The following is a 13,826-nucleotide window of genomic DNA, read 5'->3' on the forward strand; positions in this document are numbered from 1 at the left end:
TTGTATGAGTTCCCACATTTTAAATTTTTTGGATAAGTTCTGACGAAAGATTACTCAAACAAATATTTGAAGTTTGATAGGAAAAGAGAAGTGTTAAATCTAAAAATTTTTAATCTTTATTTATAGGTAAGTTTTTAAGAACCCTACAACCTATAAAAAAAATCTAATCATAAAAAACAAAAGAAAATTTAATCATCCATCGAATCCATATCGGATGGGATTTTATAAGCACCGGTAAGACTCCCAGTATTCTTACGAGAAAAACCTTTGCTTTTAGAAAGAGTTTCTGCGTATTCGACAGTATAACGAGTCCAAGGAATTGCTTTGAGACGTGCGATAGGAATCTTTTTACCTGTTCCTTCGCAAACACCATAAGTCCCCTCTTCAATTTTCTCCAACGCTGCATCAATTTCTCGAATAGTTTCTATCTCAGCTTCGGAAAGAACAGAACTTAGAGTTTCTTCGTTAATTTCGGATGCAATATCCGCAATATCACCCATTTCTTTAAGGCCAGACGGTTTACTATTATCTTCCCAATGGGCATACTTTTCCAAGAGAGCATTTTTTTTCTCATGAAGAAGTTCAGAAATTTCTTGGAGAACTTTTTTATCGTATGCCGGAGCTGATTTTTTTGCAGTCATCCTGTTACCTGGAAATTTTAGACCTTAGTTTCCTTGTATTCGGTGTGTTTTCTACAAAATTTGCAGAATTTTTTTGTAACTAATTTTTCAGTTTTAGCCTTTTTGTTCTTGGTAAGAAGATAGGTGCTTTTTCCCTTAGAACATCCCGGCTCCTGACAAACGAGCTTAATAATTTCTCTCATGGCGCTAATGTCTCGATTTCAATAGATTCCTCATCAGTAGTCCAATTTTTCTGAAAATTTAGAAATTAAGTTCCAAAGTCGCTACTAGAGGTTACTCATTGTGCTATAAAATGGGAAAGGGCTTAAAAATCAAGGAGGATTAAGTAAAATCCTTAAAAAAGAAATAATTTTCTCTAGCTTAAGTAAGATCTATAGAGAGATCGATTCCCATAGTTTTTAAAAAATTTGGAATTTCAAATTCAGCAAACAATTCAATCTTTATGCCAATTCAAAATCAAAGATTAGGCTTAAAAATTTAATTTCTATAATAAAATTGTTAAAAAATTAGCTTTCTTTTGTTTTTTTCTACTAAAAACGAATCAATAAAGCGTTTCGTTAATCACAGATATGATTTTTCAATAACTCTAAATCTACCGTTTTGATAGTAATCAAATTCAAGATTTATTGTATAGAACAGAATTACTTATCTTAAATCCTTTCAATAAAATGTAGCAGTTCCACAAACTGAGTCCATTTACTGATTTCTATAAAGTTTGAGTCCACTGAATTTTTGACAATCTACGTTTAGAAATAAGATATTGAGTAATTTGTATTTAGTTTCGAAGCAGTAATATAGACTTTTAATAACTTTAATCGTTATGAATGAAACATCTCACATGAGTTACTACATTTTTAAGTTCTACTCAAAGCTCATTATTGGCTTTTTTGAAAGTGGGTTTCCCTGTTCTAATCTCTGAACAATTTCATAGTATCATTTTCGTGCATTTTTATAGCACGATAGATTTTGAATCGTTTTTAAGATCTTATTTTTGAATTTGAACTTTGTACTACTGATCTCTATAAAATTGAGTACTGTTGATTTTTATTGTAAAACACTATTTCAGTGCAAAATATTGGGTACTTTATTATATTACTATAAGCGGAGTATAAAGAACGGTACCAAAATTAACGATCGAATTTGCAAGATGTAAAATTTTTCAAAAATAGCATATAGCAAACCTAAGTTTATTCTTGTAGATAAAGTTCTTTAAAAGTTTATATTCGTTGGTATTTTGAGATGAATTGATTTGAAAATAATTCAGTCGCACATTTAAACAATGATTTCTATCGGTCATAATTAGAACTTTCAGAATTTAAGTATAAAATCATGCAAAAGTGCTTACGTCCCGAATTATATAAACGGAAGAAGTATTCAATTTTTTCTAGAATAAAACTGAGTTTTGATCATGATCCACATTTCTGAAAAAAACTAGGATGAACTTACTCATTTTCTATACTTAACATTTTATCGCAGAACCTATTTTAACGTGGAATTCGACCAAAGAGAAAGAATTTTCTAAAAGTAGTAGTTCCTACAATTTAAGAATTTGTTCGTAAAATCGTGATTTGCGGGTAGTTCCTACATTTTAGAAATCAATCTGCAGTGCATAATGTAGATTTTAAACAGAAATTTATTTCAAAATCATAATATTTCTATTATTCAGAAATACCCAAATTCTGCCTCTAAACGGCGATTTAGCTTAAAATTTATGGGCTTTAAAGTAAAGAATCAATACTATAAAAAGTTAACAACGATTACAATTTCTGATCTTTAAATAGAACTCTTTTTTACTCTATATTACGGTAAAGTTACATTGTATTAGATAGCAACAAATAGGAACGTTAGTTGTCATTTTGCTTTATTTTTATACATTCGAATTTAAAGCCGGATAAACTCTTTTCCATCGCATTATAAACCTTTTACATTAGAACTTGCTTCAATTCTATTTGAATAATTTGTGCACAATTTTTGTTCTAAAATACACAAAGTCTAAGAGCCTATTAAAAACTCTTCACGTTATAACACGATCGGAACTAATTTCGATTTTGAGATAATTTATATACCCAAGAGAAAAAGTTTGTTGTTGGATTCGATTCAAATTAGCTACCATGCAATAGATCGAAAAATAGAAATGAATGATATTCGGCGAATTTTAAGTTTTCTTTAACAATAAAAAGTTGAAACACTTTGAAGTTCGATATCCAGCAAACAACTGCTTCTTATTACAAAGTAATTTACATTTTGAATTGTGAAGAGTTTTTAAAAGGTAGGGAATTTTATGAAAAATAAGAAAGGCCAATTCAAAAAATCAAAAGAATTGTTAGATAGAAAAATTTTTCCTAATTTCTTCATCTTTATTATTCTCCTAACCCTTGGTGGTTGTATCGGAGGAAACGGTTCCACTAGCTTTAAAGGAATTCTTTTTGGACCTACGAATAATCTATTACAGTCTGCCTCTATAAATGATTCAGTTTCGGTTAATTACTCCCTAAGTCCTTATGTGCTTACAAAAGATCTTCCCATCGACCCGATTCAACCCAGCATCAGTGGATCGATCGAACAATGTTCATCCAACCCTACTCTACCAACAGGGCTTGTTATAAGTGGAACTTGTACCATTACAGGGACTCCAACAATTAACCAACCAGCTACAAACTACACAATTACTGCCTCCAACCTTTCTCAAAGTAAAAGCGCCACAATTGTAATCACTGTGAATGCAAATCCACCAGCTGCTTTGAATTTTGCAACACCTACCTTTACTTTTACTGCAGGTGCTATGCCCGGATTTGCTCCTATCGTTCCAAACTATACGGGAACAATCACAAATTGTACTTCTGATATTCCTTTACCTACAGGACTTTCTTTGGGAACGACAAATTGTTCTCTTTCTGGATCTCCGAGTACAACCCAAGGTCCAACTAATTACACCATTACTGCAAGTAATGCTTTTGGAAGTACAAGCACTATTATAACAATTACAGTCAATATAGCTCCTCCATCCGCTTTGAATTATGCAGGTAGCCCTTTTGTTTTTACCCAAGACGCAACAATCGCAGCCATCCACCCCACTTATACCGGCACAGTTACTGCATGTAATTCAGACATTCCTTTACCTGCTGGGCTTACACTTGGGACAACTACTTGCGTGATTTCCGGAACCCCAAATACAATTCAACCTGCAACCCATTATAATATTACGGCTAGTAATGCTTCTGGAAGTATTAGTTTTCCAATAACAATTACAGTAAATTTAGCACCTCCATCTGCTCTAAGTTATGCGGGAACGCCGTTTACTTTCACACAAGGTGCAACAATTACTACTGCTACTCCTTCCGTTACGGGAACTGTAACAAGTTGTAATTCAGATATCCCTTTACCCGCTGGTTTAGGAATCAACGGAACTACTTGTGCTATCTCCGGAACGCCAACTACAACTCAATCTGCTACAAATTACACCATTACTGCAAGCAATGCTTACGGTAGTACAAACACTACTATATCAATTACAGTGAATCCTGCTCCTCCAACTGGACTTGCTTATACACCAAGTGCTTTAGTTTTTTATAAAGGAGTTGCAGGAGCCGCGACACCTACAGTTACTGGAACAGTTACTAGTTGTAATCCGAATGTAGCTTTACCAGGGGGACTTACTCTGAATGCTACAACTTGTGCTATCTCCGGAACGCCAACTGTATTTCAAGCTTCTGCAAATTATACGATCACAGCGAGTAACTCTTCTGGAAATACAAATACTACAATTAGTATTATGATTTTTGGAACACCTCCGATGAAGACCATGCAGACAAATTGTTGGGACGCGACTGGAACTATAGATGCAACTTGTGTGACTGCTTCATCCGCTGGTCAAGATGGAAAATTACAAAAAGGAACCAACCCATCTTTTACCAATCAAACTGTCAATACAACCGAATACATTACTATAGACAATAATACTGGACTTGTTTGGAAGACTTGTCATGAAGGACGATCAGGTGCTACTTGTACGACAGGATCGGACAATTTGTTTAATTTGGCTACTGCGATTACAGCGTGTAATAATTTGAATGCAGGTACAGGATATGCGAATCGCACAAACTGGAGAGTGCCTATAATCTCTGAGTTAGAAACATTAGCTAACTTCGATGCAACGGCAAATCCAAGAACCTTTACTGCAGTTTTTCCAGGAACGTTGTCAAATCGTTATTACTGGAGTTCTACACCTTATTTACCTACCGCAGGATATACTTTAGTCCTGAATTTTGGGGATGCAGGAACAAATGCAACTCAAACGAACATTGCAGGAACATACTTACGCTGTGTTTCTCCGTAAGTATTAAGGAAATACACGCGATATTAGGAAATAGTATAAGATATAACAAAATTTAATGAAGGAATATTTTAAATTCCTTTCAAACTTTTGGTTTTAGGAGTTGAATATGGTTAGAAATACAGTTCAAAAGAAATTCAAAAATATAAGATCGTTTTTGGTCCGACAATTTACCATTATCATATTATTATTTTTGGGATTTGCTACAATACCTATTTTTGGAGTCCCCTTAGTAGATAATGGCAATGGAACTATCACAGACGTCGGAAACGCACTAATTTGGCAAAAATGTACAACTAATGATCTTACTGATTTCACATGTACAACCGGCGGTACAACCCAATATTCATGGTTAAATGCTATTAACTTTTGTAATAATCTCAACCTCGCTGGGAAAGTTTGGAGATTACCAAATATTACCGAGTTAAGAAGTATTATAGATCACTCCTTTGGCACATCTCCGGTAATTAATACTGCTATTTTTCCAGGAACGGTTTCTCAATACTATTGGACATCTAGTACTTATAGACTTCTAGCTAGTCAAGCTTGGGCAATTAATTTTATGTCCGGATACACTTCTGGAACAACAGCAAAAAGTACAGCATACTATGTTCGTTGTGTTGCCTCTCCTCCTTGATTGTTTCTTTTTAAGCGAGATTGATAAACATAATCTCGCTTTCCATTGCATTGATTTACTTACAAGCGTCGTCTAACAAAATACATTTCTATATGTATGAGATCTAACAAGAGAGCCTTTTTAAAATTATTTAGTACATTATAATATTATCAATTATTTTTAAAATTTTCTCAGCCTATCTTTTCGATAATTGATCTATGATTGAGGATTGGTCTAATTTATTGCAAAATAATTAACTTTGTGTTTTGAGCTTTTCTTATGGTTTCGTTTCATTTTCACCGCGTTTTTATATAGTTTTTTCATTCTTTCCAGTGATTTTGTCTTTAAATCTTGTCTTTTGAGCACAGAGTTTATTTGCGTTATTCGTCCTTGAGCACTTTTTTAAAGAACAACTATTAACAATTTTCAACTTTGTCTTCGACACAAATAACTCACGTGTACGGGTCAGTTTTATTAAGTCTACGAATCCAGATTTTAAATACACTTTCTACTGTCATTTATTTTCAATGTAAAAAGGTTAACACTTCCTGAATACTTGTGAACTTTTTTAGAATACGCAAAGACAAGTTTGATTAGTAATTCTACCTAAATCAATTTTCCCACTATCATCCTTTTTGAACAATTCAGAGGAGAAAAGTCAATCAAACTACCCGCTCACAACATTCTAATTCACTTCGGTTTAAAATTCTTCTAAACTTAAATTGAATCAAAACATAATTTCAGATTAAACAAATCTATTCGATTTTCGATTTTTTAGTTTACTTATACCACCCCTTAAAAGACATGGCTAATAGAAGCCTTTCTTAAGGAACGACTTTGATACTTTGTAAATCCAAATGATTCACAAGTTATAGAAAGCTATTTGTATTTATATGATTTCACCATACTTAAGTAAAACTTGGATTTTGCAAAGAATGCAGTTATTCATTTCGATACCTTATAATTGTAAATCGATTCTTAAATTATATATTTCACTCTTTACGATGAGAAATAACTGAAAATAACGATCCAAATGAAAAAGATGAACAAGTTAGAAGAAAAAGGAAATCAAATTAAAAGTTTCCTATTTGAAGATTCAATATTCAAATCCCATAATATTAAAGAGTTTGTCTTTTATGAATGCTTACATTGAGAATTTTTTAAACCGTATCTATAATTCTAAAATTCTATCAAATTTTGAACATAAGATTTCTTTAAAGTCTTTCTTACAAAAATGGTTTGAGAAAAATATTTTTTCTACATTTCTAATTTTCTTCGGCCTTTATTTAATAATCTGGAATCGAACTATTCCAGAGATTTTGACGCCGGGAGATTTATATAAGTTCAAATTGATTTCTATAATTTGTGGAATTTCAATTTATTCCTTTCTATTACTTCGACTTATTATACTAGGAATTTTTGAGATACAAATATCTTACCGTTATATCCTTAGAAACGCGATAACGGCAATGATCCTTTCTTTTGCATTCTTAATGTATTTTGAAAAACCATTTTCCATGATGATTACAGGAGAACTTTTCTGTCTCGGTATTTGTATTTATACTTTATTGGAATCAGGTTACTTAATTTTTTCCCGTCCCTATAAAAAAGAATACTATTTCCTGTTTCCTATCTTGGGAGGGATTGGATTTGGAGTTCTGGGAAATTTTATTGGAACCGCTTTTTATAATGTTGAATGGAATAGTATTTCATACTATTTTTATGCGTTTTTTATTTTCACTCTTTATCTTTTAAAGAGAAAAATAAAAGCTCAAAATGAAGCAACAACTTCACAAAACTTAGTATTAAGTTTAAACTCGGAAACTCAAGAAATTATAGAGCAACCATATTCTATGTTGGAAGATGAAATTTTGGAATTTATAGAACCCTTAGAAGAAAAAAATCTTCTTAAGGAAGACGATCTAAAACGGGCAGAAGAAAGGATTAATGGTTTTATTAGGGAGAAACTTTATGCGGATGACAGTATTCGTTTAATTGATCTTTCCGCCTATTTAGGTGTCAGTTTACACCAAGCTTCTTTTTATCTGAACAAATATAAAAATATGGGATTTTCAGATTTTATAAATCAAAATAGAATGAACGATGCAATCCAATTCCTTGTAGAAAAAAAGAATATGAACCTATTAGATATTGCTTTTGAATGTGGATTTAATTCCTATACATCCTTTCATAGAGCTTGTAAAAAATGGACCGGATGTTCTCCCAAAGGACTCAGAAAAAATGCGATCCAGTTAAATGGATCTAATTATGAACATTTTAAAATATCTATAAATTTACAAAAGGCTGAAATTCTGAACAAAAATTTAGAATCGAATAAGTTCGATACTGTAGTAGTATAATAACATCGATTTAATTTAAAACTTTATTTTATTATAAAGATCCCATAAGATGAAGTGAAAACCTTATCAGTCTCAAATGGGGTTGTCTCAAAGTTCATTCAATCTTATTCTAGTAATTAGTAAGAATCAATGATTAAACCTTAAGAAATATGAGAACTGAATTTTGGCCACTTAATTTTATAGTTTTAAGTAACTTGTAAGTTCAGATTATTAATAACAAACTTTTATAGAATTAAATTTTCTTATAAAAGAATACGATTATTCCCATACTTTTTAATTTTTAAAAACCAGAACACTTCACACAAAAACAACCTTTTTTGAATCGTCGAATTCAAGAACCAAACTTAATTACCCTTGTTCAAAAAATATACTTATCTGTGGAAACATTTTATGAAAGGTTCAAGATAATTTCTTTTAAGTCTTGTAATAGACTTTTACTACTGATCTTATAAAATTGGGTATTATAAATTTTTATTACAAAATTCTGTTTTCATCACAAGTATTGGAGAATTTATTATATAATCATAATATACTTTAAGACAATCCCATTTTAGAAATCAAACTTTAGACATTCTAATTAAATAGTATAACTAATGGATACAATCGTTTATTACTCATAACTATATATAAAGTACCTAATATTTTGCATGGAATCAGTGTTTTGTAATAAAATTAACGGTACTCAATTTTATGGAGATCAGTAATATATGAAATTTTTTAAACATTTTCAGAAATATATAATAAAGCTTTCATAAAAGAAAATTAACTTTTTAATGACCTTAGAACTTGTTCCAAAACCTCAAAAAATTTTACGCGATTAATTCTTTAGAAATTTTTAATAAAATGGAGTAGTTTCTACATTTTATGGAACTCAGCGTTTCACTTCTATGGATACGTACTCAAAGTAACTCAGCAAACGACCTCCTTAAACTCAATCCATCACTTCTATTGTCGCTCTGCAGGTCGGTGTTTAGGTTTCGGGACAAGCTTTGATATATATTCTAATTATTATAGATGATTATCGTGAATCCCAGAGTTTCTCTAAATTGAAACGAAAAAAAATCTATCTGGCTAACGAATGCAAATTAGCCAAATAGACTCAGTGCTTTGTTTATGGAGATATAGGAGCTAAATTAATGATTCGCGAATTCCTATAAATTCGCGCTAACTTTATTTATAAGTAAGTATAAAGAAATTTTAGTTTTACATCTCCCCTAGTTATAAATTGAAATCAATATTTGAAAGAAGAACTATTGATAACAACATTCCAATCGCTTACTCAAATTAAAAAACATATCATAGCACTTTATTAGATCAACACACATTTAATTTACTCATTTGCAAGTAAAATAAGTAATTTTAAATCTAACTATAGAAGAGCCTGAACTTGTCCCAAAAATCTCAAAGAATTTCACTCGATCATTCTTTAGAAATTTTTAATAAAATGGAGTAGTTCCTACAAATTAGTTGGCAATTTGCAAACTTTCCCAACAATTCTAATATCGTTAAATCTTCGTAGTAGTTCTCACATTTTTGTGAAACTCAATCCCAAGGGTTGTTCGAAAAGCTCAGCAAACACCTATGGGTGGGTATTTAGGATAAATGCCAAATGAATTATATTCAAAAAATATGTAATGAAGTATTATAGGGAAGAATTTATTTATTAGTAAATTCGTATTTACTAAAATTATTTTATTAAGGAAATTGCAGATATTTTTTTATAAACTCTATTTAGAAAGAAAATTTTAAAATTGTCTACCTGGCCCAGTTATATTACAAACAAAGCCAGATAGACGAGTGTAATAGAGTGAGTTCCCTTCTACATCTATTATCATAACTCATCTCCCAAAAGAGATCTCTTCAGAATATAAGATGAATAAAATTATATTATTAAATACTTATTCCATTTCTAAAATTCAAATTGTTGAATTAAAGAATCTAGCTCCAAAGACTTTCCTATTTCATTAAAATTCATCACTGGTTTGACATCTCTTAATTGATTGTAATTCATAATCCAATTATAAATTTTTTGATCTTCTGTTATAATAAAGTATCTAGCAAATCTTTCGGAAATCACATGTAAAATTCCTGTAAAAGCACGCACAAACTCAGAATTTAGATTTATTACTTTCCTGATATCTAACACCAATATACCTTCCATTTCATAGAAAATAGAACTCAATTGAGCAGGCGTTCCTTTTAGAGTTTCATAATTAACTATACCTGTAAATTCGATTACTAAAAGTTTATAACGAATTGTATTAACTTGTATTTCTTTTGATTCGTGATCAATCATTATAGCTTGATTCATTTTTCCTAACCCCCAAGGTTTTTGAAAAAATATTCTTTATGTTATTTTTAAAAAGTATATATCATTATAAAGATAAAGCTTTGCAGCTTATAGTATGGATTATGAAATTAAAATACGCATACTTGTATTTCTTCATTCTAATTAGCGTTATCTTTAACTATTTTGGTATTTAGATATTTTTTATAGTTTTTAATTATTCATATTCTTTAACTTATAATATGATTAAATATTAAATTGAAGAAATCTTTTAATCTATAAATTGAACTATTAAACTTGGAATCGCCAAACGACGATTTTGTGCAGAATTGAATCTTTTAGATTTGTAGAGGTTTCTAAATTTAAATCTGGGTTTACAAATCAGAATTGATATAGAAATCCATAAAATGATTTTATGAATAACTACTCAGAACTTCATACGGAGTATTTGAGTAGTTATTGAAAAAATTAAAAGCCATCATTTTTTTATAGTATAACGCGAGTTTGGCGAAAAGGGTTTGTTTTATAGTGGAAATTCACTATTTCTATAAAACAAATTTAGTGCTGTTAAATTTTTATTATAAAGGCTTTTTTGAGTGAAAAAACGATAGGTCACACGTTACTATACTCTGAGTTTTTACTATTTAACATGAATTCAATGTAGGAAAAATCTGAGCGAATAAAAAACTTAGAGTTTGTCCCAATGCGACTTAATTTGTAGGAACTACTGAATTTTATTAAAAATTTCTAAAGAATGATCGTGTAAAATTTTTTGAGGTATTTGGCAATTTGTGAACTTTTGAGTAGTTCCTAATGTCGTTAAATTTTCGTAGTAGCTCCCACATTGAACGATTTTAGAACAAGCTTTTCTTAATGAAACGAGGGGTATCGCAACTCGTGAATTTCATAGCTAAAAAGGTGAGCAACCATAAAATTGAACTCAATGTTGCTCCTTCTTGTCGTATATAATGTTGGCATTTTTACTACAATCGTTTTCGCATTGGTTATATTGAAACTCACGTTATTTAACGGAATGTAAAAATGATTCTTAATTAATGTGAGCTTGGTTGTAAGAAAATGAGAAAGAATTGTCTAAAAGTATGAGTTCCTACAATTTTAGAATTTGTCGTAAAATCGTAATTTGCAGTAGTTCCCACAATTAATACGACAGATTCAAGTGTTATAAACTTCTATTTTATAAATTGTAGGAGTTCCCACATTTAAAGAATTGATCTGTAAAGTTCAGATTCCAACTTTTTTCAGAATCATAGTTACTTAACGCTGAATTCACGTTTAATTAATTTGTACTTAATTTTCTAGTTTTTAAAAGCAGAAATTTGATTTTATTCAGAACTTTATATACAAGTGCTCAGAATTCAGTTTCTTAAACGAAGATTCGTCTCAAAACTCTAATAGTATTTTTATATGATTTCTTTTTATTTGCCTATAGAAATTGGGCTCAGAATTTATACTTTTAGTTTATAAAAATATAAAAAAGATTAAGCTAAATTTAAAACAGTCTCCGTATAAATGATGTCTTCTGCTGGTTCCATCAAATAATAACCTTGTGAATAATCTATACTCAAAGATTTTACCGCTTCTAATTCTTCTTCATTAGATACAAATTCAGCCACTACTTTGGCTCCGATTGTATGCGCCATTTCGGTGATCGCTGCAGCTAATCTGTATGAAGTTTGATTTTCATGAATTCCTTGTATAAATTTACCGTCTATTTTTATAAAGTCCGGTTGAATTTCTATTAATCTTTCAAAGTTAGAACGTTCTACCCCAAAGTCGTCGATAGCGATTTTACAACCTATTTCTTTCAACTCTTGTAGAGAACGAGTAGAGTTAGAAGAACCGTTCCAATGGTCGTTTTCCAAAATTTCAAAGATAACACGATCCGGAGAAATTCTATAGTGTAATAATCGATTCATTATCCAAAGAGGAAAACTTTTTTTATCTAAATCGGATTCAGAAATATTAATAGAAAAAGAATATTCTGGATGTTTTGAGAAATACTTAAAAGTTTTCTCTACCATCAAAGGAGTAAGCAATCGAATAATTCCGGTAGATTTTGCGATTGGAATGAACATTGCCGGATTGTAAATTTGATCTCCTTCCATAATTCTCGCTAAACATTCGTACTTTGTAATTCGATTGAGCTTATTATCATAAATTCCTTGAAAATAAGGAATGATACTTCCAGCATTGAGAGCCGAGTTGAATTTTTTACCCAATTTTAGATTTGCATAAATTCGATCGACTTTGTTTGTAGTTTCCGAATATGGTATATATTCTACAGAAGAATTGTTACTCGCAGTCATCATTGCAAGTCTTGCTTTATCATATACATCTGACTGATCAGAAGAAACTCCAATAGAAATCTTAACTTGAAAAGAAATTCCATCTACTTCGATACATTCCGATCTTAAAAAGATTCGAACGGCACTGAGTAAAGAATAGAATCGGTCCTCTTCAATTTTTGTAAGAACCGCAATCATATTATCGTAAATATGAAAGATTTCTCCATTATAACCACCTATAAAACAATCAAGTACGGATAAAAATTCGAATAACATCTTACGATATGTTTCAATTCCAAAATTTTCCGCAATGGAACCGAATGACTCGATACGAATGAGTGCAAGAATGGAATTTTCGTTTTCAATTAATCTTCGATCAATTCTTCGTTTTAAGTTTTCAAAGTTTGGAAATAAGGTTTCTCGGTTAAATAAATACGTTTCTTCTAATTTAGAACTGAGTTCCGCAACTTTTCGATTTTGAAAGTAAGCCTTTACCGCTTCGGAAATGGTAAGAATCAAGTCTTCAGAATCCCAAGGTTTAGTAAGGTATCGATAAAGATTTGCTTTGTTAAGAGCATTTCCGAGACTTTTTGCCGATGCATAACCAGTGAGCATCACTTTATAGATCTGAGGATATTCCTGATGAATTTGAATCAGTAATTCGTCCCCACTTTTTCCTCGCAATACTTGATCACAAATCACGAGAGGAACGTCTATCTGTTCTGACTTACATCTTGCCAGAATTTCCATCGCAGAATCAGCATCCTCCGCCATTTCTATGTCGAAACGATTGCCGAAACTGAGTTGAATCGCATACTTGATGCTTCCGAGTATGATAACTTCATCATCTACGATCAATATGACCGGTTTGATGTTCAAACTTGTATTTTGAACGAATTCACTGTTTCCCATAATGGTTCATCTTTATTTTAAATTTCATCTCATTCACTTTAGAGAGTGTCCCAAAAGCCTAATTGTAATTAGAAAGATCAAACTGGGTAACTCAACGCCTCGCTTATATTAGCGTTCGAAGGGTTCTCCAGCTTTTGGGACAGGTTCTTAGTAAAAGTAGAATAGAATGATCCAACAATTTTGATTTTAAACTAAATACTTCTCTTCTTTCAAATTCAGAATTCTATGATCGCTCACCATCAGGCCTAATTATTCAATCTTTACAATACGGAAGTTTCTATCAACTAACATTGATTTTAAAAATTCTTTTTTAATCAACTGTGCATTAAAAACTTAGAATATTTTTAATTTGGATTTAAAATTAAAAAGAA

Annotated in this window: 7 protein-coding genes; 3 read left to right on the forward strand and 4 right to left on the reverse strand. The window is 31.0% G+C overall.

Annotated elements, in window-relative coordinates; all coding sequences use genetic code 11:
- Positions 1-188: 188 nt before the first annotated feature.
- On the reverse strand, positions 189-641 hold the full coding sequence (locus BW942_RS00870; RefSeq protein ID WP_000125527.1) for a TraR/DksA family transcriptional regulator: 453 nt from the start codon (positions 639-641) through the stop codon (positions 189-191).
- A gap of 17 nt (positions 642-658) precedes the next feature.
- Positions 659-823, reverse strand: a complete 165-nt coding sequence (gene rpmG, locus BW942_RS00875; RefSeq protein ID WP_001206796.1) for a 50S ribosomal protein L33 — start codon at positions 821-823, stop codon at positions 659-661.
- Positions 824-2,922: 2,099 nt separating this feature from the next.
- Here rpmG and BW942_RS00880 point away from each other — a divergent pair.
- The 3 genes from BW942_RS00880 to BW942_RS00895 all read left to right on the forward strand — a co-directional run bounded on the left by BW942_RS00880 (position 2,923) and on the right by BW942_RS00895 (position 7,950).
- On the forward strand, positions 2,923-4,977 hold the full coding sequence (locus BW942_RS00880; protein ID WP_000791241.1) for a putative Ig domain-containing protein: 2,055 nt from the start codon (positions 2,923-2,925) through the stop codon (positions 4,975-4,977).
- A 106-nt stretch (positions 4,978-5,083) separates the two neighbouring features.
- Positions 5,084-5,611, forward strand: coding sequence for an Lcl C-terminal domain-containing protein (locus tag BW942_RS00885; protein ID WP_000252094.1), 528 nt, complete (start codon positions 5,084-5,086; stop codon positions 5,609-5,611).
- Between the two features lie 1,115 nt (positions 5,612-6,726).
- Positions 6,727-7,950: a helix-turn-helix domain-containing protein gene (locus BW942_RS00895; protein ID WP_000995307.1), complete on the forward strand. Its 1,224-nt coding sequence runs from the start codon at positions 6,727-6,729 to the stop codon at positions 7,948-7,950.
- 1,909 nt (positions 7,951-9,859) lie between these two features.
- Here BW942_RS00895 and BW942_RS00900 read toward each other — a convergent pair.
- Both BW942_RS00900 and BW942_RS00910 read right to left on the reverse strand, forming a co-directional pair.
- A complete protein-coding gene (locus tag BW942_RS00900) occupies positions 9,860-10,261 on the reverse strand; it encodes a hypothetical protein (RefSeq protein ID WP_001070548.1) in 402 nt (133 codons plus the stop codon).
- A gap of 1,475 nt (positions 10,262-11,736) precedes the next feature.
- Entirely contained in the window at positions 11,737-13,455 is a 1,719-nt protein-coding gene (locus BW942_RS00910; protein WP_000528391.1) for an EAL domain-containing protein, read from the reverse strand.
- Positions 13,456-13,826 lie beyond the last annotated feature (371 nt).

The sequence above is a fragment of the Leptospira interrogans genome, from assembly GCF_900156205.1.
GTDB lineage: Bacteria > Spirochaetota > Leptospiria > Leptospirales > Leptospiraceae > Leptospira > Leptospira interrogans.